General features: G+C 70.5%; 14 protein-coding genes and 1 pseudogene. 10 read left to right on the forward strand and 5 right to left on the reverse strand.

Annotation, left to right across the window (positions count from 1 at the left end; genetic code table 11):
- Positions 1 to 67: 67 nt before the first annotated feature.
- A pseudogene (locus FBY35_RS21435) lies at positions 68 to 433 on the forward strand (penicillin acylase family protein); the annotation flags it as partial.
- A 43-nt stretch (positions 434 to 476) separates the two neighbouring features.
- On the opposite strand, the gene FBY35_RS21440 reads toward FBY35_RS21435, so the two are convergent.
- Together FBY35_RS21440 and FBY35_RS21445 are read right to left on the reverse strand one after the other, a co-directional pair.
- A complete protein-coding gene (locus FBY35_RS21440; protein ID WP_142215620.1) occupies positions 477 to 2,045 on the reverse strand; it encodes an acyl-CoA synthetase in 1,569 nt (522 codons plus the stop codon).
- A complete protein-coding gene (locus tag FBY35_RS21445; RefSeq protein WP_142215621.1) occupies positions 2,042 to 3,151 on the reverse strand; it encodes a nitronate monooxygenase family protein in 1,110 nt (369 codons plus the stop codon). The genes FBY35_RS21440 and FBY35_RS21445 overlap by 4 nt, the downstream gene beginning before the upstream one ends.
- A gap of 149 nt (positions 3,152 to 3,300) precedes the next feature.
- Between FBY35_RS21445 and FBY35_RS21450 the strand changes: the two genes are divergently transcribed.
- On the forward strand, positions 3,301 to 5,154 hold the full coding sequence (locus tag FBY35_RS21450) for a serine hydrolase domain-containing protein (RefSeq protein ID WP_142215622.1): 1,854 nt from the start codon (positions 3,301 to 3,303) through the stop codon (positions 5,152 to 5,154).
- Positions 5,155 to 5,180: 26 nt separating this feature from the next.
- Here the strand turns inward: FBY35_RS21450 and FBY35_RS21455 are convergent, their stop codons facing one another.
- The 3 genes from FBY35_RS21455 to FBY35_RS21465 are packed head-to-tail and all read right to left on the reverse strand — an operon-like array spanning position 5,181 to position 9,893.
- Complete coding sequence (locus FBY35_RS21455) at positions 5,181 to 6,722, reverse strand: NAD(P)/FAD-dependent oxidoreductase (RefSeq protein ID WP_142215623.1); 1,542 nt, start codon at positions 6,720 to 6,722, stop codon at positions 5,181 to 5,183.
- Between the two features lie 16 nt (positions 6,723 to 6,738).
- Positions 6,739 to 8,979 (reverse strand): serine/threonine-protein kinase, encoded by a 2,241-nt coding sequence (locus FBY35_RS21460; protein ID WP_142215624.1) that lies wholly within the window; start codon positions 8,977 to 8,979, stop codon positions 6,739 to 6,741.
- On the reverse strand, positions 8,961 to 9,893 hold the full coding sequence (locus FBY35_RS21465; protein ID WP_142215625.1) for an oxygenase MpaB family protein: 933 nt from the start codon (positions 9,891 to 9,893) through the stop codon (positions 8,961 to 8,963). Before FBY35_RS21465 ends, FBY35_RS21460 begins: the two co-directional genes overlap by 19 nt.
- 246 nt (positions 9,894 to 10,139) lie before the next feature.
- Here FBY35_RS21465 and FBY35_RS21470 point away from each other — a divergent pair, with 246 nt between their 5' ends.
- The 8 genes from FBY35_RS21470 to FBY35_RS21505 all read left to right on the forward strand — a co-directional run bounded on the left by FBY35_RS21470 (position 10,140) and on the right by FBY35_RS21505 (position 23,711).
- Positions 10,140 to 11,969: a glycoside hydrolase family 15 protein gene (locus FBY35_RS21470; RefSeq protein ID WP_142215626.1), complete on the forward strand. Its 1,830-nt coding sequence runs from the start codon at positions 10,140 to 10,142 to the stop codon at positions 11,967 to 11,969.
- 574 nt (positions 11,970 to 12,543) lie between these two features.
- Positions 12,544 to 14,022, forward strand: coding sequence for a sugar transferase (locus FBY35_RS21475; protein WP_142215627.1), 1,479 nt, complete (start codon positions 12,544 to 12,546; stop codon positions 14,020 to 14,022).
- A gap of 82 nt (positions 14,023 to 14,104) precedes the next feature.
- Entirely contained in the window at positions 14,105 to 15,421 is a 1,317-nt protein-coding gene (locus tag FBY35_RS21480; protein WP_142215628.1) for a nucleotide sugar dehydrogenase, read from the forward strand.
- On the forward strand, positions 15,411 to 16,691 hold the full coding sequence (locus tag FBY35_RS21485) for a glycosyltransferase family 4 protein (RefSeq protein WP_142215629.1): 1,281 nt from the start codon (positions 15,411 to 15,413) through the stop codon (positions 16,689 to 16,691). Before FBY35_RS21480 ends, FBY35_RS21485 begins: the two co-directional genes overlap by 11 nt.
- A complete protein-coding gene (locus FBY35_RS21490) occupies positions 16,688 to 18,055 on the forward strand; it encodes a Wzz/FepE/Etk N-terminal domain-containing protein (protein ID WP_142215630.1) in 1,368 nt (455 codons plus the stop codon). Before FBY35_RS21485 ends, FBY35_RS21490 begins: the two co-directional genes overlap by 4 nt.
- The gene (locus FBY35_RS21495) at positions 18,052 to 19,575 is read left to right on the forward strand and encodes a Wzz/FepE/Etk N-terminal domain-containing protein (RefSeq protein WP_142215631.1); all 1,524 of its coding nucleotides are present in this window, start codon (positions 18,052 to 18,054) and stop codon (positions 19,573 to 19,575) included. Before FBY35_RS21490 ends, FBY35_RS21495 begins: the two co-directional genes overlap by 4 nt.
- Before the next feature lie 3 nt (positions 19,576 to 19,578).
- Positions 19,579 to 21,504, forward strand: coding sequence for an asparagine synthase (glutamine-hydrolyzing) (gene asnB / locus FBY35_RS21500; RefSeq protein WP_142215632.1), 1,926 nt, complete (start codon positions 19,579 to 19,581; stop codon positions 21,502 to 21,504).
- 26 nt (positions 21,505 to 21,530) lie between these two features.
- Positions 21,531 to 23,711, forward strand: a complete 2,181-nt coding sequence (locus FBY35_RS21505; protein ID WP_142215633.1) for a bi-domain-containing oxidoreductase — start codon at positions 21,531 to 21,533, stop codon at positions 23,709 to 23,711.
- Position 23,712: the final 1 nt, after the last annotated feature.

A 23,712-nucleotide genomic window follows, 5' to 3' on the forward strand; every position in this document is an offset into this window, starting at 1 on the left:
GGCGCCGCGAGGGTCAAGGCCTCGGATACCGAACGGGATGTTGACAGCGCATCCTCCGGCTGACTGCATGGACCAACCCGCTTTCACCGCAGTTCTGTTGGGAGGCACGTTGCTCTTCCGCACCCGCCTGAGACGGCTCGGGCTCGCTTGCATCGCCCTGGTTGACCGCAGCCGCCGTACTGCCGACGGCCGCGTCTGCCGATTCCGGTGGCCGGCACGACCGGCATCCTTCCGGCGGCGGTCTGTCCGCCGTCATCCGCTATACCGAGCACGGCATCCCGCACATCGTCGCCAGGGACTACGCGAGTCTCGGCTTCGCCACCGGATGGGCGCAGGCCGCGGACCACGCGACGCGGGCACGGTGGAGAAGCTGCTCGCCACACCCGCGCCCGCAGGGCCGGGACGGCAGGCCAAGGAGCTGATGCGGGGCTGGGGCTGACGCACTGAGGGACCCGGACAGCGGGCGCGGTCCGGGCTCACAGCGCGCGCTCGTGGCCCTCCCAGTACGGCGCGCGCAGCCGGCGCTTGTAGAGCTTGCCGTTCGGGTCGCGCGGCATGACCTCGATGAAGTCCACCGTCTTGGGGCGTTTGTAGCCTGCCAGTTGCCGCTCGCAGTGGGTCAGGATGTCGGCGGCGAGCGCGGCGCCGGGCTCATGTCCCTCAGCCGGTTCGACGACCGCCTTGACCTCTTCTCCCCAGTCGGCGTGCGGGATCCCGAACGCGGCGGCGTCCGCGACGGCGGGGTGGGTCAGCAGCGCCGACTCGATCTCGGCGGGGTAGATGTTGACGCCACCCGAGATGATCATGTCGATCTTGCGGTCGCGGAGGAACAGATAGCCGTCCTCGTCGAGGATGCCCAGGTCGCCGACGGTGAAGAAGTCGCCGATGCGGGCCTTCCTGGTCTTGGCCTCGTCCTTGTGGTAGCTGAAACCGCCGGTGCTCATCTTCATGTAGACGGTGCCCAGTTCACCGGGCGGAAGCCGTTTGCCGTCGTCGTCGAAGACGGCGAGTTCGCTGATGGGCCAGGCCTTGCCGACCGTGCCCGGCTTCTTCAGCCACTCCTCGGCCGTCGCGAAGGCACCGCCGCCCTCGCTTGCCGCGTAGTACTCCTCGACGCAGGTGCCCCACCAGTCGATCATCGCCCGCTTCACATGGTCGGGGCAGGGTGCGGCACCGTGGATGGCGTGCCGCATCGACGACACGTCGTAGCGCTCCTTCACCTCGTCGGGCAGTGCGAGGAGCCGGTGGAACTGCGTCGGCACCATGTGCGTGTGGGTGCAGTCGTACGCGTCGATGAGGCGCAGCATCTCCTCGGGCGTCCACGTGTCCATCAGGACCAGGGGGTGCCCGATGTGCAGGGCGGCGCCCGCGAATTGGAGCACGGCGGTGTGGTAGAGCGGCGAGCAGACCAGATGGACGTTGTCGTCGAAGGGCCTGATGCCGAAGATGCCGAGGAAGCCGCCGAGATACGCCTCCTCGGGGAGTTTGCCGGGCAGCGGGCGGCGGATACCGCGCGGCCGTCCGGTGGTGCCCGAGGTGTAGTTCATGACCCAGCCGAGCGTCCGGTCCCCGGGCACGGATTCCGGCTGCCCGTCGAGGAGTTCGGCGTACGGGCGGAAGCCTTCCACCGTGCCCACGGCGTAGCGATGGCTCGAGGGGAGATTCGCCTCGTCCGCGGCGGCCGTCGCGGCGTCCGCGAAACGCTCGTGCGCGATGAGCACCTTGGCACCGGAGTCGGCCACGATCCAGGCGATCTCGGGGCCGACGAGATGGTGATTGACGGGGACGAGATAGAGCCCTGCCTGGGAGGCCGCGAGGTAGGCGGTGAAGAACTCGACGCCGTTGGGCAGGACGACCGCGAAGGAGTCGCCCTTCTTGAGACCGGCTGCGCGCAGACCGTGGACGAGCCGGTTCACGGCCGCGTGCAGTTGCCCGGCGCTCCATGCCTCGCCGTCAGGTGCGATCAGGATGGTACGGCCGGGGTCGGCGGCGGCCTGGGCCCAGAAGCCTCCCCCGGATGCCGTCCGGGCGGCTGGCTCACTCACGACTGGCTCCTTCCGGCGATGCGGTTGATGCGGTCGACGGCCTGCTCGAAGCCCCGGGTCAGCTCGTCGACGACTTGCTGCACACTGCGTTCGGAGTTCATCCGGCCGACGATCTGGCCGACGGGGGTGCCGAGCAGCGGGCCCACTTCGTACTTCTGGATCCGCGATACGGCGTCTGCGACGAGGAGGCCCTGCAGCGGCATGGGCAGGCTGCCTGGGCCGTTGGGGTCGTCCCAGGCGTCGGTCCACTCGGTCCGCAGCTGGCGGGCGGGTTTGCCCGTCAGGGCGCGGGAGCGGACGGTGTCGCCGGAGCCGGCGGCAAGGAGTTTCGCGGTGAGCGCCCGGGAGTGGAGGTCGGCCTCGGTGGTGGTGAGCCAGAGCGAGCCGAGCCAGGCGCCCTGTGCACCCAGAGCGAGAGCGGCGGCGATCTGCCCGCCGCTGCCGATGCCACCGGCGGCGAGTACGGGGAGGGGGTTCACGGCGTCGACGACCTCGGGCGTGAGCACCATGGAGGCGATCTCGCCGGTGTGGCCGCCCGCTTCGTAGCCCTGGGCGACGACGATGTCGATGCCGGCGTCGGCGTGGTGGCGTGCGTGCCTGGCGCTTCCGGCGAGTGCCGCGACGAGGATGCCGTGGTCGTGGGCGCGCTGGACGACATCGGCGGGCGGCGGGCCGAGGGCGTTGGCGAGCAGCTTGATCGGATAGTCGAAGGCGACGTCGAGCTGGCTGCGGGCGACCTGCTCCATCCATCCGGTGATCCGCCAGCCCGAGGCCTCGCCCTCGGGGAGTTCGGGGACACCGTGCTTGGCGAGTGTTTCCCTGACGAACTGCCGGTGGCCCTCCGGGATCATCGCCTCGACATCGGCCTCGGTCACTCCCTCGACCTTCTTGGCCGGCATGACGACATCGAGGCCGTAGGGCTTTGTTCCGGTGTGCTGCTCCATCCAGTCGAGGTCGCGCTGGAGATCGTCGGGGGCGGTGTAGCGCACGGCGCCCAGGACGCCGAGTCCACCGGCACGGCTGATGGCGGCGGCCACCGCGGGGAACGGCGTGAAGCCGAAGATGGCGTGCTCGATTCCCAGTCTCTTGCTCAGCTCCGTCTCCATGGGGCGCAGGATGCCGCAGCCCGCCGGACGAGGGAAGAGATTTTCTGATGCCGTGTCAGATTCTTTGGGGTGGTTGACACCACCTCACCCCGGCAAGAAAGTTTCACTGCCGTGTCGGTTCCCGAAAGATACTTTCAGGAGGGTGCTGGATGACTGAGGACGCAGCGGGCAGAGGGATCAGCCGGCGCAGGCTCGGCAGCGGGGTACTGGCCCTGGGCGGGGCGCTCGCGCTGGCACCGATTCCCTTCGCCGAGGCGGCTTCGGCCTCAGGAGGCGGGCCGGGAGGCGGCCCAGGAGCGGGCTCCGCCGACGGGCCGGGAGGCGGCTCGGGCGGCGTGTCCGGTGCCGGGCAGCCCACTTTGCGGCACGGCTCCGCCGAGCTGGCCGGGCTGATCTCCTCCCATCTGGACCGACTTGTCACCGACGCCGAGAAGTTCCTCGGACCGTCCCCCAAGCACCCCTGGTACGCGGGTGCGGTACTGCTCGCGGGACGCGGCGGCACGGTGGCGCTGCACCGCCCGATCGGCAAGGCGGTGCGCTATGCGGCGTACGACGAGAAGACCGACTCGGGCGTGGAGTTCCCGGCGGACCAGCAGATCGCCATGGCCAAGGACACCGTCTTCGATCTGGCGTCCGTCTCGAAGCTGTTCACCTCGATTCTGGCGGTACAGCAGATCGAACGCGGCACCCTGGCGCTGGAGGCCACGGTCGCCTCGTATCTCCCGGACTTCGGGGGCGCGGGCAAGCAGGACATCACCGTGCGTCAATTGCTCACCCATACCTCGGGGTTCCGCGCCTGGATTCCGCTGTACAAGGAGCCGACGAGGGAGGGCAGGCTCCGGCTGCTCTGGAACGAGGCCCCCGCCAGTCCTCCAGGCACCAAGTACCTCTACTCCGACCTCAATCTGATCTCGCTGCAGCTGATCCTGGAGAAGATCACCGGTCACCCTCTGGATGCGCTGCTCCACAACGAGATCACTGCTCCACTCGGGATGCACCGCACTCGCTTCAACCCGCCCGCATCGTGGAGGCCGAAGATCGCCGCCACCGAGGACGCCCGGCCGCCCTGGTCGGGCCTGGAGCGCGGTCTGGTCTGGGGCGAGGTCCACGACGAGAACGCGTTCGGCTTCGGCGGCGTCGCCGGTCACGCCGGAGTCTTCTCCTGCGCGTGGGACCTCGCGATCCTCGCCCGCACCCTCCTCAACGGCGGCGTCTACGGGCAGTGCCGCATTCTGCGCCGCGCGTCCGTGGAGCTGATGTTCACCGACTTCAACACCGCCTTCCCGGGCGACGAACACGGCCTCGGCTTCGAGCTCTACCAGCACTGGTACATGGGCGCCATGGCCACGCCCCGCACCGCGGGTCACACCGGCTTCACCGGCACCAGTCTGGTGCTCGACCCGAGCACCGACTCGTTCCTGATCGTGCTCGGCAACTCCGTTCATCCGGTGCGCAGTTGGCGTTCCGGAAGCGCACCACGGGTCGCCGCAGCCAACAACATGGCCCGCGCGGTCGCCGTGCACCCCGAGCACGGCCGTACCGCCTGGTTCTCCGGGATGGCCGGTGCCACGAACGCCGTTCTCGGCCTGCCCGCGATCCCTCTTGCCTCGCAGCGGGCCCGACTGTGCTGTTCGCTGTGGTGGGACACCGAGCCCGGGTCGGACGCGCTGTTCCTGGAAGGGTCGGCGGACGACGGGGTGTCCTGGCGGGCGGTGCCGTTCACGACCGTACGCGAGGGGGCCGAACCGCAGCCGCACCCCACCGGGTCGGCGAGCGGCTGGTCCGGGCGGGTCTGGCACCGGCTCACCGCGGATCTCTCGGCGTGGCGCGGCGGCACGGTACGGCTGCGCTGGCGGTATGCGACCGATCAGCTGTATGTCGGCCGCGGGGTGTACGTGGACGGGCTGCGCATCGAGGACGGCGGCCGTCGGGTCTTCGACGACTCACGGCCCGCGGACGCCGCCCGGATCGAGGCCAATGGCTGGGCGGCGTCGCGGGACTGAACGAATCGTCGCGGGACGGAGCGGATCTACCGGCCGAGCACCGCCATCGCGGCGTTGTGCCCCGGCACGCCGCTGACCCCGCCGCCCCGCACGGCTCCCGCGCCGCACAGCAGCACATTGGCGTGTGCCGTCTCGACGCCCCAGCGCCCCGTCGACTCGGTCGCGTAGGGGAAGGCGAGATCGCGGTGGAAGATGTGGCCGCCGGGCAGCCGCAGTTCCTGTTCGAGGTCGAGCGGGGTCTTCGCCTCGATACAGGGCTCGCCGTTCTCGTCGAGCGCGAGACAGTCGGCGATCGGCTCAGCCAGATACGAGTCCAGCTCGGCGAGCGTCGCCGCGAGCAGTTCGGAGCGCGCCGCGTCGTTGTCGGCGGCGAAGAGGCTCGCCGGGGTGTGCAGCCCGAACAGCGTCAGCGTCTGATACCCCTGGGCAGCGAGCTCGGGACCGAGGATCGAGGGGTCGGTCAGGGAGTGGCAGTAGATCTCGGACGGCGGCGCGCTCGGCAGCCGCCCCTCCGCGGCCTCACGGTACGCGGTGGCCAACTGCCCGTACCCCTCGGAAACATGGAAGGTCCCGGAGAACGCATCGCGCGGGTCCACCGAGCGGTCGCGCAGCCGCGGCAGCCGGCGCAGCAGCATGTTGACCTTGAGCTGGGCGCCTTCGGCGGGCGCGGGAGGTTCGTCGCCGAGGAGCGCGGCCAGCGCCTGCGGCGAGGCGTTCACCAGGACATGGCCCGCCGCAACCGTGCCCTCGGCCCCGTCGGCCCCGTCGGCACGGAAGGCCACCTCGGCCCGCTTGCCGTCGGTCTCGATCCCGGTCACCTCGTGCAGTACGGCGATCTCGGCTCCCGCCGCCCGGGCGGCGTCCGCGAGCGCGTCGGTCAGCGCTCCCATGCCGCCCACCGGAACGTCCCAGTCCCCGGTCCCCCCGCCGATCACGTGGTAGAGGAAGCAGCGGTTCTGGAGCAGCGAGGTGTCATGGGCGTCGGCGAAGGTGCCGATCAGGGCGTCGGTCAGCACGACACCCCGTACGAGATCGTCGGCGAACCGCTTCTCGATCGCCACGCCGATGGGCTCCTCGAAGAGGGTCCGCCACACGGTCTCGTCGCCGATGCGCTCCCGCAGGGCCTCGCGGGTCGGCAGTGGCTCGGTGAGGGTCGGGAAGACGCGCTCGCCGACGCGCCCCGTCATCGCGTAGAAGTCCTGCCAGGACTCATACTCACGGTCCCCGCCGGTGAGACGGGCGAAGGACTCCCGGGTGCCGTCGCCGCCGACGAGGAGACCGCCGGTGCCCTTGGGGGTGTAGGAGGAAACGGTCCGTTTGCGGACGGCGAACTTCAGCCCCAGGTCGCGCACGATCTTGTCCGGGAGCAGCGACACGAGATACGAGTAGCGGGAGAGCCGGGCATCGACCCCGTCGAAGGGGCGGGTGGAGACGGCCGCTCCCCCGGTGTTTCCGCGGCGCTCCATGACGAGGACGGAGCGTCCGGCACGGGCGAGGTAGGCGGCGGCGACCAGGCCGTTGTGGCCGCCGCCCACGATCACGACATCGTACGAAGTGTGTGCGGGCATGGCCGGACCCTAACCGCTATCGGGCCTGTGTGCCTCGCTGCTGGCGCAGCGCCGCCACGCGGCGGTACAGGTCGACCGCCTCCGCGTGTCTGCCGAGCTGCTCCAGGCAGTGCGCCTCGTCGTTGCGGCTGGCCAGCGCCTCGGGATGGTCGATGCCGAGGACCCGTTCCCGCGCCGCGGCGACCTGGCCGTATACCGCCAGGGCGTCCGCCCAGCGGCCCAGCCAGCCGAGGCCCACGGCCACCTCGCGGCGGCTGACGAGGGTGTCGGGGTGGTCAGCGCCGAGGACGCGCTCGCGCAGGGCACACACGTCGCGGGCCTCGGCGAGGGCCTGCTCCCAGCGGGCGAGGCGGCCGAGGTTCACGCCGAGGCCGTGCCGGGCGCGCAGTGTCTCGGGATCGGCGGGCCCGTGCACCCGGGTACGGTCGTCGACGAGCTCGCGGTAGAGCTCCAGGGCCTCCGCACTGCGGCCGAGCCGCCCGAGGCTTATCCCCACCTCGTAGCGTGCGGCGAGCGTGTCGGGGTGGTCGGCGCCCAGCGCCCTCGCCCGGGAGACCGCCACCTCGCGATACGTCTGCAGCGCCTCGGTCCAGCGCCCCAACTGGCCCAGTGCGTAAGCGACTTCGTACCGCGTGACAAGCGTGTCGGGATGTTCGGCGCCGAGTACCCGGGCCCGCGCCGCGGCGACGTCGTGCGCCATCCGGCAGGAGTCCTCGAGGCGCCCCAGTCTGCTGAGGTTGAAGGCGAGGTTGTGGCGGCAACGCAGCGTGTCGGGGTGTTCGGGCCCCATCGTGCGCTCACGGGACGCGAGCACCGCCGCGTACACCTCGTGGGCCTCGAAGTGCCTCCCGAGCTGGCCGAGGACGTACGCCGTCTCCTGGCGTGCGGCAAGTGTCTCGGGATGGTCGGCGCCCATGGTCCGTTCGCGGCCTTCCGCGACCCGGACGAACTCCCGCAGGGCGTCGGCGGCGCGCCCGGTGCGGCTCAGGGTGAAGCCGACCTCGTAGCGGCTGGCCAGGGTGTCCGGGTGGTCGGGCCCCAGGGCGTGCTCACGCTCCGCGGCGACGGCGCGATGCACCTCGCCCGCCTCCTCCCAGCGGCCGAGCCGGCCGAGGCTGAGGCCCGCGTTGTGGCGGCCGGCGAGGACGCCGAGCAGTTCGGGCGGCGGCGTGGGGCGCTCGGGCCTGGCGCGCGGCGGCAGCAGCGGGCCGCCGCGCGGATCGGTGTACGTCGTCCACTCGCCGGTCAGCCCCGCGGTGTGGTCGGGCAGCGCCGGCCGCAGGGCCGAGGTCCCGGTCGCCTTGTGGCCGGTCGTCATGCCGCGGGTCCAGGACGGGAGCCGCGGCTCACGGGACGGCGGTTGCTCGGGGCGCGGCCCCGGCACGACCGGATGCGGCTGCCCCTGGCCCGCGGCCGAGCCGATCCGCCCTCGCAGGTCCTTCGCGTCGTCGGGCCGTTCCTCGGGAGTCTTGGCGAGGAGGTCCAGCACGATCCGCTGGAAGTACTCGGGAATCTCGGCGCGGTGGGTGCGCAGCGGCTGGGGCGGGGTGTCGCGGTGCCCGACGAGGACCGCCCAGGTGTCCTCGTGGTCGAAGGGCGGCACGCCGGTGGCGATCTCGTAGAGCACGCAGCCCAGGGAGTACAGATCGCTGCGGTGGTCGACGTGGTCGCCGCCGATCTGCTCGGGGGACATGTAGTGCGGGGTCCCCATGGCGATGCCCGTGCCGGTCAGCTTGGAGGTGAAGCCGATGTCCGCGCCGAGGCGGGCGATGCCGAAGTCGCAGATCTTCACGGTGCCGTCGGTGAGCCGCATGATGTTGGCGGGCTTCAAGTCGCGGTGGACGATGCCCTGTTCATGGGTGTAGGCGAGCGCGTCCGCGACTTGTTCCGCGATGTCGACGACATCGGCCACGGGCAGGGGATACTGCTCGTTGTCCTCGAGCAGCTGGCTGAGGTTTCGGCCCTGAAGCAGCTCCATGACCAGGTAGAGCACGCCGTCGTGCTCGCCGAAGTCATGGACGACGGTGACCCCGCGGTGCTGGAGCGCGGCGGCGACGCGCGCCTCGCGCCGGAAGCGCTCACGCAGGACGCGCGTGAAGGACTGGTCGTCGCGCTGCGGTCCCAGTGGCTTGAGGCACTTGACGGCGACATTGCGCCCGAGCGACTCGTCGCGGGCCCGCCACACCTCGCCCATGCCGCCGCGCCCGATGAGATCGAGCAGTCGGTACCGGCCTTGGATCAGCCTGGTTTCCGCCATCGCGTGCTGTCGCCCCCGTCGCTGAGCTGCGCCCTCCCCGGTCCGTCCAGTATGGCCTCCCGTCCGGGCAGTCTGTACGGGGCCGGGCGGCTGCCGGGGCCGAGTCGCGCCATCGCTTTCAAGATGTGACCTGGCGGGAGTCGCCAACGCAGTCGGGAGGGAATGCAGCGCAGCAGGTTGCCGGTGGCGATGAGCTGATGCGTGACGCGTTCGGGGTCGGGGGCGGGCCTGCCGTAGAGCCGATGGGCGTAGGGGGGCAGTGCGTTGTAGGCGAGTGCGGCAACCCGCCGCCACAACAGGTCACGCGCCGGGACGAGCAGGGGACTGATGGGCGGCCGCTGCAGAAAGTCGTCCACGTCGTGGGCCTCGGGTCCGGCGGCGAGTTCGGGGCGCACCCGCTCGAAGTAGGCGTCGAGTTCCGTGGTGGACGCCGGCACGCCGGCCGGGTCGAGTCCGACGAGGCGGGCCGCCTCGCGCTGTTCGTCGAGGTAGCGGTCGGCCTGTGCGTCGCTGAGGGGCAGGCCCGAGCGGCGTCCGACGTCGAGGTACGAGCCGACCTCGGCGCAGTGCACCCACAGCAGGAGCTCGGGCTCGTCGACGCGGTAGCGCTCGCCCGTGGCGGGGTCGGTGGCCCGCAGGTGGGTGTGAATACGGCGGACGCGGGCGGCGGCGCGCTCGGCGGCCGGGGCGGTGCCGTAGGTGATGGTGCCGACGAAGTTCGCCGTGCGGATGAGGCGTCCCCAGGCGTCGCGGCGGAAGTCCGAGTTCTGCATGACGCCTCGCACGGCGCGGGGGTGCAGCGCCTGGAGGTAGAGGGCGCGTACCCCGGCGACCCACATCATCGGGTCGCCGTGCATCTGCCAGGTGATCGATTCGGGTCCGAAGAGCCCGCGGTCCGCGTCGCCGTCGCTCATGTCAGCTCAGTGTGGTCCATCGACGACCCGGCGCACCCTCGTTTTCCTGCCGGAGCTCGACCGCCGCCTTGGCGATCTCCTCGCTGGTGCTCTTTCTGCCCACGGGAGTGGCCCCCTTGAAGGAATACGACCAATCGTCTTAAGCTACAAGAAATCGTATTTCTGCACTGTCCATGGCAGCCGTGGTCGTGGAGATCTACCATTACGCGTACGTGCTAAGCGGCCTGCGGTCTTACGGAGGCCGGTATGGCGAATACCGGATTCGGACAAGAGGGCCTCTCACCCTATCTGCCCATAGCCGAGCACGGCCTTATCGGTGATCTTCACAGTGCGGCACTCGTGGGCACCAACGGCACCATCGATTGGTACTGCTGCCCGCGCTTCGACTCACCCAGCGTGTTCGGCTCCATTCTGGACGCGAACCGGGGCGGGTCGTTCGAGCTGGCCGCCGACGTACCGACGCGGACCCGGCAGTTCTACTTCCCCGACACGAACGTTCTCATCACGCGGTTCTTCGCCTCCGACGGGGTGGCCGAGATCCAGGACTTCATGCCGATCACCGACGACTCGGGCACGGCAGCCCGGCACCGTCTGATCCGACGGGTGATCTGTGTCCGGGGATCGCTGCCGTTCACGGCGCGAGTGGCTCCCCGCTTCGGCTACGGGGCCGAACCGCATTCCGCGCAACTCCAGGGCAACACCGCACTGTTCCGGTCCCGGAGCCTGTCGTTGGCGCTGAGCGCCACGGCGCCGCTGGAGTGCGACGACCTGGACGCGCGGTCGCGCTTCAAGCTCCTCGAAGGCGAGTCCGCGGTGTTCGCCCTCGACCCGGTCATCGACGACGTCATGCCGCGGGCCTGCCCGCAGGCCGAGGCGGAGTACCAGTTCGAGACCACCGTCAGGTTCTGGCGCGACTGGCTGGCCCGCTCGCGCTACCACGGACGGTGGCGGGAGATGGTGCACCGCTCCGCGCTCGTGCTGAAGCTGCTCACCTACGCGCCGACGGGCGCCATCGTGGCTGCCCCGACGACCAGCCTGCCCGAGCAGATCGGCGGCGAGCGCAACTGGGACTACCGCTTCGTATGGGTGCGGGACGCCGCCTTCTGTGTCTACGCCATGCTCAGGCTGGGCTTCACCACAGAGGCCGAGGCGTTCATGGGCTTCCTGTCCGAGCGGGACATCATGCGGGGCGGCGGCCCCTCCGGTCCGCTGCAGATCATGTACGGAATCGACGGGCGCAGCGAGCTGCCCGAGCGTGAACTGCCCCACCTCGAGGGCTACCTGGGGTCCGCCCCGGTGCGAGTGGGAAATGCCGCCACCGGCCAGCTCCAGCTGGACATCTACGGAGCGCTCATCGACTCCGTGTATCTGTACGACAAGTGGGGACAGCCCATCAGCAGCGACCGGTGGGACGAGCTCGGTGTTCTGGTGGACTGGCTCTGCGCCAACTGGGACCAACCCGACGACGGCGTCTGGGAAACGCGCGGGGGACGCAAGAACTTTGTGTACTCGCGGCTGATGTGCTGGGTGGCGATAGAGCGGGCCATCCGGATGGCGAACCGGCGCGGCCTGCCCGCGGACCTCCCCCGGTGGCGGCAGAGCCGTGATGCGATCTACCGCCAGATCATGCAACGCGGCTGGTGCCCCGAGCGAGGGGCGTTCGTCCAGAACCTCGGCGACCGCGTACTCGACGCCTCGGTGCTGATGATGCCGATGGCCAAATTCATCTCACCCACCGACCCCAAGTGGCTCGCGACCCTGGACGCGCTCACCGCGGACCTGGTTTCCGACTCCTTGGTCTACCGCTACGACCCCGAGGCGAGCCCGGACGGCCTCCGCGGGGCCGAGGGCACCTTCTCGATCTGCTCCTTCTGGTACGTCGAGGCGCTCACCCGCGCCGGACGGCTGGAGGAGGCCAGGCTGGCCTTCGAGAAGATGCTCACCTACGCCAACCACGTCGGCCTGTACGCCGAGGAAATCGGACGGACCGGCGAGCAACTCGGCAACTTCCCGCAGGCGTTCACCCATCTCTCGCTGATCAGCGCCGCGTTCAACCTTGACCGCGCTCTTGGCTGACGGGGCCGTCAACGGCAGTCCGCAAGGCGCGTCATCGTCGCCAGGGCACCCGCCCGGTGGTCCGGGCTTCAAATGTTGAGCACAAATTATTCACATCCCCTCTTCAGACCGGGTCCCGATGGTCTAGATTGACCGTGCTTCGCCTGTTCGGATACGAGGCGACCAGTAATGATCTATAGGTCCGGCGCTGTGGAAAGCCAGCAGTCGCGTCCCCGGCGCCGCACGTGGGGGTGATCAATTCTTGGAGCCCGCGAGGGGCCTTGGGTGCGGGGAGCACCCGATGTTTCGACCGGTTCCCGCACACCTCGAAACCCTGGCAGGACATGCGAGTCCGCTGCCGCCGGGGTGGGTTGTTCAAGTAGCCCCGAAATAGCCGGATGTCATACACGGGGGGGCGGGGGCCTCCCACGGTGAGGAACAGCGCGGCGCGGGGGGCGGGGGCCTCCCGCGGAGGGGAACAGTACGGGGGGCGGGGGCCTCCCGCGGAGGGGAACAGTACGGGGGGCGGGGGCCTCCCGGGGGGAGGGGCAGTGTTAGGCGAGCACGTCGAACCACTGGGAACCTGGGGGGTTCTGTGCAGCAAGGTGGCATAGTCAGCACGTTTCCGCCGGCGGGCGGGCGTCTGGCGAACGAGGCAATCAGCCGGCCCGCCAGTGACTGGGAGCAGCGGTACCGCCGTACCGTGATCACCAGCGACACCGTGACCACCGCCTTTGTGGTGGCGGCGATCGGCAACTTCTTCGGGTCCCGCGACGCGGCCAACTGGCACGAGAAATGGGGAATCCTCGCATTCGGCACCGAGCTGCTGGTGCTGGGGGCGCTTGCGGTGAGCCGGGCGTGGGCTCCGGCCGTGCTCGGCCAGGGCGCCGAGGAATTCCGCCGGCTCGGACGCTCAATGTTCACGGCGACCGTCGTCCTGGCGCTCGGCGGGATCGCGCTCACCTCGCGCAACATCAAGCTCTGGATCTTCGTCGCGATCCCCGCGCTCGCGCTCATCACCATGACCTCGCGGTATCTGCTGCGCCTCGGGCTGCACAAACAGCGGAAGGAAGGACGGTGCCTGAGACCCGTGCTCGCTGCCGGGAGCCCTGCCACCGTGCGCGACCTGATCACCCGAACCCGCAAGTTCCCGCACCTCGGCTGGCGAGTGGAGGCGGTGTGCACGCCTGACGGTCTCGGACTCGACGGTGACCAACTGGACGGAGTGCCGGTCGTCGGCCGACTGACCGACGTCGCGGGCCACATCCGCCGCGACGGCTACCGCGTCGTCGCGGTCACACCGGACCCGCACTGGTCACCGGACCGGCTGCAGCGGCTGGCTTGGAACCTCGAAGGCAGCGATGCCGAGATGGTCGTGGCCCCCGTGCTGATGGAGGTGGCCGGCCCGCGGCTGCACGTCGACGCGGTGCTCGGGATCCCGCTGCTGCGGGTCAGCATGCCGATCTTCACCGGGGGCCGCCGGGCGGTCAAAGAGGTCGTCGACCGGATGGGCGCAGCGATCCTGCTGATGCTGTTCGCGCCGCTGATGGTGCTCGTCGCGCTGCTTGTGCTGGTGGACAGTCGCGGTGGAGCGTTCTTCCGCCAGCGCAGGGTCGGCAAGGACGGCCGCGAGTTCACCATTCTCAAGTTCCGCACCATGGTCGCCGGGGCTCATGGAGCACGTGCAGAGCTGGCCGGCCTCAACGAGGGCGCCGGCCTGCTGTTCAAGGTCCGCCGGGATCCGCGGCTGACCCGGGTGGGAGCAGTGCTGCGCCGGTACTCGATCGACGAACTCCCGCAGCTTTTCAACGTACTCACCGGATCGATGTCGCTCGTCGGTCCGCGGCCTCCACTACCGGAGGAGTCCGCTGCGTACGGCCCGGACATCCGGCGACGGCTGCTGGTCAAGCCCGGACTCACCGGCCTGTGGCAGATCAGCGGACGCAGCGACCTGCCGTGGGAGGAGGCGGTCCGGCTGGACCTGCGGTACGTGGAGGACTGGTCGCTCGCCCTGGACACAGTGATCTTGTGGAAGACGCTGCGTGCGGTGCTCCAGGGGCAGGGGGCCTACTGATGCGCGGGGAACTGCAACTGGACCGTCCCGGCGGCGCACGGACTGCAGGCCGGGAGGGCCTGCCTGGGGGGAGGAACGGGCAATGAGAGTCAGCGTTTTCGGGCTCGGCTACGTGGGTTGTGTGTCGGCCGCGTGTCTGGCCAGCATGGGTCACGAGGTCATCGGGGTGGACGTGAACCAGGTGAAGGTCGACCTGGTCAACGACGGCAAGGCCCCGGTGGTCGAGGAGGGGATCGGCGAGCTCATCGCCGACGTCGTGCGGACCGGAGCATTGCGGGCCACCGGCGACGTCCGCGAGGCGATCATGGGCAGCGAGGTGTCGCTCATCTGCGTGGGCACGCCGTCGGAGCCCAACGGCAGCCTGTGCACCACGTACTTGGAGCGGGTCACCGAGCAGATCGGCGCCGCGCTTGCCGAGCGCGGTGGGCGGCACACCGTCGTGTTCCGCAGCACCATGCTCCCGGGCACCTGCCTGAACCTGCTGGTACCGATCCTGGAGAAGTCCGTCGGCGCCACGGCCGGGGTGGACCTCGGGGTCGCGGTCAACCCGGAGTTCCTGCGCGAGGGCACGAGCGTGCGGGACTTCTTCGACCCGCCCAAGACCGTCATCGGCGAGCTCGACCCGGCAAGCGGCGATGTGGTGATGTCGCTGTACGACGGCTTGCCCGGCGAGGTGTTCCGGGTGCCGGTCCCGACGGCCGAGGCGATCAAATACGCGGACAACGCGTTCCACGGCCTCAAGATCGGCTTCGCGAACGAGCTGGGCGCGGTGTGCCAGGCGCTCGGGGTGGACTCGCACCAGGTGATGGACGTGTTCCTGGCCGACCGCAAGCTGAACATCAGCCCCGCCTACCTGCGGCCCGGCTTCGCCTTCGGTGGCTCCTGCCTGCCCAAGGACCTGCGCAGCCTGGTCCACGCGGCCCAGCGGGCCGATGTCTCGGTGCCCATCCTCGCCCACGTGCTGCCCTCCAACTCCGACCATCTGCAGCGCGCGGTGGAGCTGGTCGAGCGCACCGGCAAGCGCCGGGTGGGCCTGTTCGGGCTGTCCTTCAAACCCGGCACCGACGACCTCCGCGAGAGCCCGCTCGTCGAGCTGGCGGAGCGGCTCTTCGGCAAGGGTTACGACCTGCGAATCCACGACGCCAACGTGAGCCTCTCGCGGCTGCTCGGCGCGAACCGCGAGTACATCGAGAACCGGCTGCCGCACCTCGCACAGTTGCTTGCGGATTCCGTCGACGAGGTGCTCGAGCACGCCGAGGTGTGTCTGGTCGGGACCAGGGATCCGGCCGTGCTGTCGGCGCTGCCCCATGGCGACGGCCCGGTGATTGTCGACCTCATCCACCTTCCCGACGCCGAGGCGCGCCGGGCCGAACCGGGGTACGTGGGCCTTGCTTGGTGACACATCGTTCGGTGACACGGCCGGCCGCGACCGGCCCAACCGGCGCGCGCTGATCCTGGTGGAGAACCTGTCGGTGCCGTTCGACCGGCGGGTGTGGCAGGAGTGCACGACGCTGCGCGACGCGGGCTGGGAGGTGCACGTCATCTGCCCCCGGGGGGAGAAGCGGGACACGGAGCCGGAGGCGGAGATCGACGGGGTGCGGATCCACCGCTACCCGTTGCGCGCGGCCACCGGAGGGCCGGCCGGCTACCTACGGGAGTACGGATCGGCGTTGTGGCACACGGTCCGGCTGGCCCGCAAGGTCGGCCCGGTCGACGTGGTCCACGCCTGCAACCCGCCCGACCTGCTGTTCCTGCCGGCCCTGTGGCTGAAGCGGCGCGGCGCGCGGTTCGTCTTCGACCAGCACGACCTGGTACCCGAGCTGTACCTGTCCCGGTTCGACCGCGGCAAGGACCTGCTCTACCGCGCCGTGTGCGCGCTGGAACGGCGGACCTACCGGGCCGCGGACATCGTGCTCGCCACGAACGAGAGCTACCGGGACGTCGCGATACGCCGCGGTGGCCAGCGGCCGGAGGACGTGTTCGTGGTGCGCAGCGCGCCCCAGATCGACCGGTTCCAACCGGTGCCGCCCGAGCCGGAGTTGAAGCGCGGCAAGCCTCATCTGCTGTGCTACCTCGGCGTCATGGGCCCGCAGGACGGCGTCGACTACGCCTTGCGGGCCCTCGCGAAGCTGCGCGACGGGCTCGGGCGGACCGACTGGCATGCGGTGTTCGTCGGCGCCGGCGACACGTTCGACGCGATGGTGGAGCTGTCCCGGCGGCTCGGGCTCTCGGAGCAGGTGGAGTTCACCGGGCGCATTCCGGACGCCGATCTGGTGCGCCACCTGTCCACCGCGGACGTGTGCCTCTCCCCCGACCCGCACAATCCGCTCAACGACGTGTCGACCATGAACAAGGTCCTGGAGTACATGGTGATGGGCCGGCCGGTCGTCTCGTTCGACCTCCGGGAGGCGCGAGTCTCCGCCGGTGACGCCGCCATCTACGCCCACGCCAACGACGAGGCCGAGTTCGCCGAACTCATCGCGCTACTCCTGGACGATCCGGAGAAGCGGGCCCAGATGGGCAAGATCGGCCAGGAGCGGATCAGTGGGCCGCTCTCCTGGCGGAACTCCCAGCGATCGCTGCTCGCTGCCTACGCCGCCGCCTGCCATGACCACGCTCCGGCGTCGGCGGGCGACCCTGACCATGCAGGGCGGAGGCCGCGCCGTTGAGCGATGACACGATACGCCTGGTCACGATCGGGCGGATTGTCCGTCGGCGTTGGCGGATTCTCACCATCCTCGCCATGGTGGGTGCGCTCGTCGGATACGGCACCTCTTTGCTGATTCCGCCGCGCTACACGACGTCGGCATCGGTACTGCTGCCGGGGGCGTGGGAGGAGCGCGAGCTGCGGACTCAGCAGGAGATCGCGACCAGTTCGGTGGTGGTCGACCGCGCGGCTGCCACACTCCACTGGACCGGGGTCAGCGGCAGCGAGCTGCGGGAGCAGGTGAGCGCCAAGGCCGCCGACGGGAACATCATCAAGATCTCGGGCACGGCCGATACCCCGAAGCGCGCGCAGCAACTCTCCGACCAAGTGGCCCAACAGTTCGTCGCATTCGCCGCCCGGATCGTGGACGACAGCACCGACCCCGAAGCGGCGGCGCAGCTCGAGGCACTGCGGCAGATGGTGGTGAAGACCAGCCGCCGTATCACCGAGCTGGCCGATGCGGCCGATCCGGGGCAGACCGTGGAGAGCGTGCAGTCCCGCACCGAGCTCGAGAAGCTGCGCACCTCGCTGCAGGAGGCCATCAAAAAGCTGGACCAGGCCGACCCGGCTGCCAGCAAGGCCAGCATGGTCGTCATGGGCCCGGCGGCCCGGCCGGCCGGAGAGGCACCGCCGACGAGGATGCAGCTCATCATCGCCGGGGCGCTGCTGTTCTTCCTCCTCGCGGTCATCGGCCATCTCACCGCCGCACGGATGAGTCGCCGACTGCGCACCCAACCGGAGATCGCCGCGGCGCTGGGCTCGGCGCTGCTGGGTACCGTCGAGGTACCTGATGAACGGCCCGCGCACCGGACGGAAGGCCGTGGCCCGCGCGCCGTAATCCGCCGGCTGCTGGGCATCGACGTCCGGTGGGACATACCGACCCCGCAGGCGTCCGGCGACGAGGCCGACAGGCAGATCCGCTACCGGCGGGTGTGCGCCCGCCTCCGGGACCAACTGCCGGCCCCCCGGAGGCTGCTGGTTGTCGTCCCGGAAGGCGACGAGGTCGCCCGCCGGGCCGCCGGGCAGCTCGTCGCCGAGGCCGCGGGCGATCCTCTGCTGCGCGTGGTGGGGGTTTCGGTGTCCCAGCCGCTGGTGCCGGACCGCGACAACGAGTCCGGTGCCCTGGTCGTGCTCAGCGCGGGCATCTGGACCGCAGCGGAGCTCGCCGGCATCGCCGAGGCGTGTGCGGACGCCAAGCACGAGGTCGTCGGCATCGTCCTCGCCGGCACGGTCCGGGCCCGTCCGACGCGGTCTGCCGGTCGTCCTCGTGATGCCGCCACGCCGGTGCTCTCGGTTGGCGACGACGCGAAGGGAAGTTCAGGGTGACGACGAGTACGACTTCGGAGTCGTCGGCCGCAGCTCCGCTACTGGACCTGCAGGCTCTGGTGGTGGCGGTGCGCAGGCGGCGCCGCTTCTGGTGCTCCGTGGCGCTGTTGGGGCTGCTCGTCGGCGCGGCGGTGGCGGTCCTGCTGCCGCCGGCGCCGACCGCGGTGACCAAGGTGTTGGTCGCGCATCAGGAGGACCAGCCGAACGACCCCGGAACGCTGATCCGCACCGACGTCGCCCTGCTGCAAACCACGCGGATCGCCGACAAGGCCCTGAAGTCCCTCAAGTCCCCTGAAAAACCAGAGGACTTCATGCGGGACTACGGGGGTATCGGCTTGACCAACAACCTGCTGCAGATCACTGTGGAAGGTGACAGCGACGCGGAAGCGGTGACCCGCGCCAAGGCGCTGGCCGATGCGTTCGTCGCGGACCATGTGAGGCGAATTCAGGAAGCCGCGAACGCCGAGTCCAAGGCCCTGCTGACCCAGCGTGACCGGATGCAGGGCGAACTCGCCCAGGTCAACAAGGCGATCGGGGAGGCATCGCCGGAGAGCGGGCCCAAGGCGTCGGCGAACCTGGAGTCGCTCTTCGCCCGCCGGGCCGAACTCACCTCGCGGATCACCGATTTCGGCCAGCGCGCCGCGGAGGCGCGCATCGGCACGCCCAAGCTCGTCGCCGGCACACAGATCGTGGACGCACCGCGCGCCGTGCGGAACTCCCTGCCCAGGACCGCTGCCACCAACGCCGCGATCGGGCTCGTCCTCGGGCTCGTCCTCGGACTCGCGGTGGCCGCGGTCGGCGCGGTGGTCGCGGACCGCCCGGTGCTGCGCAGGGAGATCGCGGCGAACCTCGGCGCCTCGGTCATCGCGGAGCTGCCCCTCCGGTCGGGCAGGCTGTGGCAGCGCCGACGGATCCGGGCGGCACGGACAAGGCTCACCGCGTCCCTGGCCCGCACCGTGCGCGGCTGCGCGGAACCGGTGTCACTGCTGGAACTGGGCTGTGCGCGCACCACGAGCGTGATCGCCCTGGACCTCGCCAGGGCACTGGCGGCGGACGGGCGGCCAGTGGTGATCACCGATGGTCTGCCCGGCCCGCAGCTCGCGGACCGCCGCCCGAAGCCAGGAGACCCGACCGTGGTCAGCGGCGAGCGTGCCGCGGCCGTGTCGCATCAGGAACTCCGGATCGGCGTCGGCTCGGTGGCGCCCGGCGCGGCGTGGACCGACCTCCAGTACCTCGGCACTCAGACCGTGCTCGTCGTGCGTGCCGGGCACCGCAGCGCCGCGTGGCTGCACACCGTGGCGCGGCAGCTCGCGGACCAGCGCATTGCGGTGATCGGTGTGGTGCTGATCGACCCCGATCCGCGTGACCGGACCGACGGCACGCTGTGGGACGGGCTGCACACCGCGCTGCGCGGCCAGAGCGAGCGGCCGGTCCGACAGAACGGGCCGGGCCGGCGGCGTGCCGAGCGGCTGCCGATGTGGGCGGCACGCGTCCCGGACAGCGACCAGGAGGTGCGGTAGGACATGTGTGGCATCGCAGGCACTTACCGGTGGCCGGACGGGAAGGTCGTGACCGACCGGCTCACCGAAACCCTCGCCCACCGCGGTCCGGACGGGGCGGGCCGGTACAGCCACCCCGCCGGTGACGGCGAGGTGCACCTCGGGCACCGCCGGCTGGCCATCATCGACCTGTCCGAGACCGGCGCCCAGCCGATGGTCTCGGGCGGCCTCGTCCTGACGTACAACGGCGAGCTGTACAACGCACCCGAGCTCCGTGCCGAGCTGGCAGCCGCCGGGGTGCGCTTCCGCGGTACCTCCGACACCGAGGTGCTGCTGGAGGCCTGGCGGCGCTGGGGCACGGACTGCCTGCCCCGGCTGCGCGGCATGTTCGCGTTCGGGATCTTCGACGAGCGAACCGGTGAACTGGTGCTCGCCCGCGACCAGCTCGGCATCAAGCCGCTGTTCCTGCTCCGGCGTGGCGAGGGTCTGGTGTTCGCCTCCGAGCTCAAGGCGCTCGCCGCCGTGACCGGCGGGTCGCTGGAGGTGGACCATGCGGCGCTGGTGGCCTCCCTGCTGTACTACTGGGTGCCGGACTCACGGTGCGCGTTCCGCGAAGCGGAGAAGCTGCCGCCGGGGAGCTGGCTGAGGTGCCGGCCCGACGGCCGGGTGGAGCGCGGCCGGTACTGGCACCTCCGGGAGGTCGCCGCCGAGGGCCGGGAGCGGGCCCGGAGCGGCGAGCAGCCGGACCTTGCTGCCGTCGTCGAGGAGTCGACTCGGCAGCACCTGCTCTCCGACGTGCCCGTGGCGACCTTCCTCTCCGGCGGGCTGGACTCCAGCTATCTGACCGCGCTGGCGGCCCGCGACCGACCCGGGATCTCCGCTTACACGATCGGGTTCCGCGCCGAGGACGCCAGGTTCGAGGCGATGCCGGACGACCTGCGCTATGCCCGGCAGGTGGCCGAGCGGTTCGGCGTCGACCTGCATGAGATCGAGATCGCTCCCAATGTGCTCGATCTGCTGCCGCAGATGACGTACCACCTGGACGAGCCGATCGGCGACCCCGCCGCGATCAACACGTTCCTGATCTGCTCGGCCGCCCGGGAGGCCGGGGTCAAGGTGATGCTCTCGGGGATGGGTGCCGACGAGCTGTTCGCCGGTTACCGCAAGCACCTGGCCAACCTGATCGCGCTGCGCTACCAGCGCGTCCCGCGGCCCCTGCGGCGCGGCCTGGCCAGAGCCGTGGACCGGCTGCCGGTCGCCACGGCCCGTCGTGGGTACCGGTCGGTGCGCTTCGCGAAGCGGTTCCTCTCCTTCGCCGATCTGCCGGAGGAGACCGCGTTCCGGCGCAGCTACACCATGTACGACCAGGACGAGTTGCTCGCCCTGGTCGATCCGGACCTGGCCGGGACGGTCGAGGACGTGCTGACCGAGCATGCGGACATCTACCAGGACAACGACCTCGACGACTTCGTCAACCGCATGTGCCTGGGCGACGCCCGGATGTTCCTGCCGGGCCTGAACCTCACTTACACGGACCGGTCGAGCATGGCCGCGTCGACCGAGGTGCGGGTGCCGTATGTGGATGTCGAGGTGGTCAAGGCGGCGTTCGCCGTGCCCGGTGATCGCAAGATCGTCGGACGGCAGGGCAAGGCCGTGCTCAAGGAGGCGGCCACCTCGGTCCTGCCCCGGGAGATCGTGTACCGGCCCAAGGGCCTGTTCAGCGCCCCGCTGCGCGCCTGGATGAGCCGGGATCTGGCACCGCTGGTGCGCGAGGTGGTGCACGACGGCGTGCTTGTCAGTTCCGGGCTCCTGCGCCGCGATGCGCTGGCGCGGATGGTCGCCGAGGACGCCGCCGGGCAGCGGGACTTCTCCAAGCATCTGTGGCATGTGCTGACCCTCGAGTACTGGTATCGCGGCGCGACCTCTGGGTCCGGCCAGAGCACTCGGTAAACGGCTTAGGAATCAGAGGAGTTCGGGTGAAGCAGGTTGTGCAGAACTACAAGAGTGGCGAGCTGGCGCTGCTCGACGTGCCGGTTCCGGGGTGCAAGCCGGACGGTGCGCTGGTCAGGAGCGCCTACTCGCTCATCTCCACCGGGACCGAGCTCATGAAGGTGTCCGAGGCCGGCATGTCGATGGTGGGCAAGGCCCGCTCCCGGCCGGACCAGGTGGCCAAGGTCATGCAGAGCGTGGCCACCAACGGGGTGGGCGCCACGTACCGCAAGGTGATGGGCAAGCTGGACTCCTACACGCCGCTGGGCTACTCGCTGTGCGGGGTGGTCGAGCAGGTCGGTACCGGGATCGACGATGTGGCGGTGGGCGACATCGTGGCCTGCGCCGGCAACGAGCACGCGTTGCATGCCGAGTTGAACTGGGTGCCGAAGAACCTCTACGCCCGGGTGCCGGACGGCCTCGCGCCGCGGCATGCGGCCTTCGGCACCGTCGGGTCGATCGCGCTGCAGGGCGTCCGCCGCGGCGAGCCACAGCTCGGCGACGTGGCGCTGGTCATCGGCCTCGGGCTGATCGGGCAGCTGGTGGTGCAGTTGCTGGCGGCTTCGGGAGTCCGCGTCGTCGGGGTCGACCCCGACCCGGTGCGCTGCGAGCTCGCCGAGCGCCTGGGCGCTGCGGCCTGCGGCGATCCCGCCTCCACGGCCGTGGAGAACTCCGTCGCCGAACTCACCGGCGGTCACGGCGTGGACCAGGTGTACCTGGCCGCCGGCGGCGGCAGCAACCAGCCCGTCGAGCTGGCCGCCCGGCTGAGCCGGGACCGCGGCCGGGTCGTCGACATCGGCAAGTGCCGCCTGGACCTGCCGTGGAACGCGTACTACGAGAAAGAACTCGACGTCCGGTTCTCCCGCAGTTACGGCCCCGGGCGCTACGACCCGGAGTACGAGCTCGAGGGGCGGGACTACCCGATCGGCTACGTGCGCTGGACCGAGCGCCGCAACCTGGCGTGCTTCCTCGACCTCGTCGCCCGCGGCAGTGTCGACGTGGAGCCCCTGGTCTCCCACATCGCCGACTTCGACGACGCAGTCGAGACGTACCAGAGCCTGAAGGACGGCGGCCTGAAGGCGGTGGCCGTGCTGTTCCGGTACACCGAACACGCGACCGATGCGGAGGCCCCTTCGGTGGCCGTGCCCTCGGTGAAGACAGACGGTGGGACGTCCACCTCGGCCCGGTCCGCCAAGTCACCGGTGCGGCTGGCGTTCGTCGGCGCGGGAAACTACGCGACGTCGATGCTGCTGCCGCACCTGGCACAGCGCGACGGCGTCGAGCTGTCGACCGTCGTCACCACGACGGCGCTGTCCGCGGCCAACGCGCAGCGGAAGTTCGGCTTCGACGAGGCGACCACCGATCTCGACGCCGTGCTCGGCGACAAGTCCATCGACGCGGTGTTCGTGGTCACCCGGCACAGCTCGCACGCCGAACTGACCCGAAGGGCACTGCTGGCCGGCAAGACGGTGTTCGTGGAGAAGCCCCTGGCCCTCACCGAGGACGAGCTGGCCGACGTGTTCGCGGCGGTGGAGGAGTCCGGCAACGACCGGCTGCAGGTGGGCTTCAACCGCCGGTTCGCGCCACTGCTGCGGGAGGCCAGGACGCGGTTCGGCGCCAGGACCGGTCCGGCGAGCCTGCGCTACCTCGTCAACGCGGGCCGGCTGACGCACGGCAGCTGGTATCTCCAACAGGGCACCGAGGGCTCGCGGTTCGCCGGCGAGGGCGGACACTTCATCGACACGGCGAGCTGGCTGCTCGATGCCGATCCGGTCTCGGTGTACGCGGTCGCCCCGTCCGGCAACGAGGACCTCCAGGTCGTGCTGCGCTACCCCGACGGATCCACCGCCACCATCAGCTACGTCACCACCGGCGCGCCCGGCTTCCCCAAGGAGACGCTGGACCTTGTCGCGGACGGCAAGGTGCTGCGGCTCGACGACTTCGTCCGGGCTTCGGTATACGGCCGCAAGCGGTGGGTCAGTTCGCGACTGCCCAAGGCCCGGGACAAGGGCCAGAACGCCGAACTGGCCGCGTTCATCAAGGCTGTGCGGACCGGCGGGCCGATGCCGGTGCCGCTGGACTCGCTGGTCGCCACCACGGCGGCCACCCTCGCCGTGCAGGCCGGCCTGGCCGCCGGCGTGCCCGTGACGTTGGCGAGCGCGCGATGAC

It is taken from the genome of Streptomyces sp. SLBN-118 (assembly GCF_006715635.1).
Lineage (GTDB): Bacteria > Actinomycetota > Actinomycetes > Streptomycetales > Streptomycetaceae > Streptomyces.

Bases quoted from the DNA above. Each gene is read 5' to 3' on its own strand.
- FBY35_RS21480 (WP_142215628.1), top strand. From the start codon at position 14,105: ATGAGAGTCAGCGTTTTCGGGCTCGGCTACGTGGGTTGTGTGTCGGCC.
- FBY35_RS21470 (WP_142215626.1), top strand. From the start codon at position 10,140: ATGGCGAATACCGGATTCGGACAAGAGGGCCTCTCACCCTATCTGCCC.
- FBY35_RS21455 (WP_142215623.1), bottom strand. From the start codon at position 6,722: ATGCCCGCACACACTTCGTACGATGTCGTGATCGTGGGCGGCGGCCAC.
- FBY35_RS21460 (WP_142215624.1), bottom strand. From the start codon at position 8,979: ATGGCGGAAACCAGGCTGATCCAAGGCCGGTACCGACTGCTCGATCTC.
- FBY35_RS21465 (WP_142215625.1), bottom strand. From the start codon at position 9,893: ATGAGCGACGGCGACGCGGACCGCGGGCTCTTCGGACCCGAATCGATC.
- FBY35_RS21445 (WP_142215621.1), bottom strand. From the start codon at position 3,151: ATGGAGACGGAGCTGAGCAAGAGACTGGGAATCGAGCACGCCATCTTC.
- asnB (WP_142215632.1), top strand. From the start codon at position 19,579: ATGTGTGGCATCGCAGGCACTTACCGGTGGCCGGACGGGAAGGTCGTG.
- FBY35_RS21450 (WP_142215622.1), top strand. From the start codon at position 3,301: ATGACTGAGGACGCAGCGGGCAGAGGGATCAGCCGGCGCAGGCTCGGC.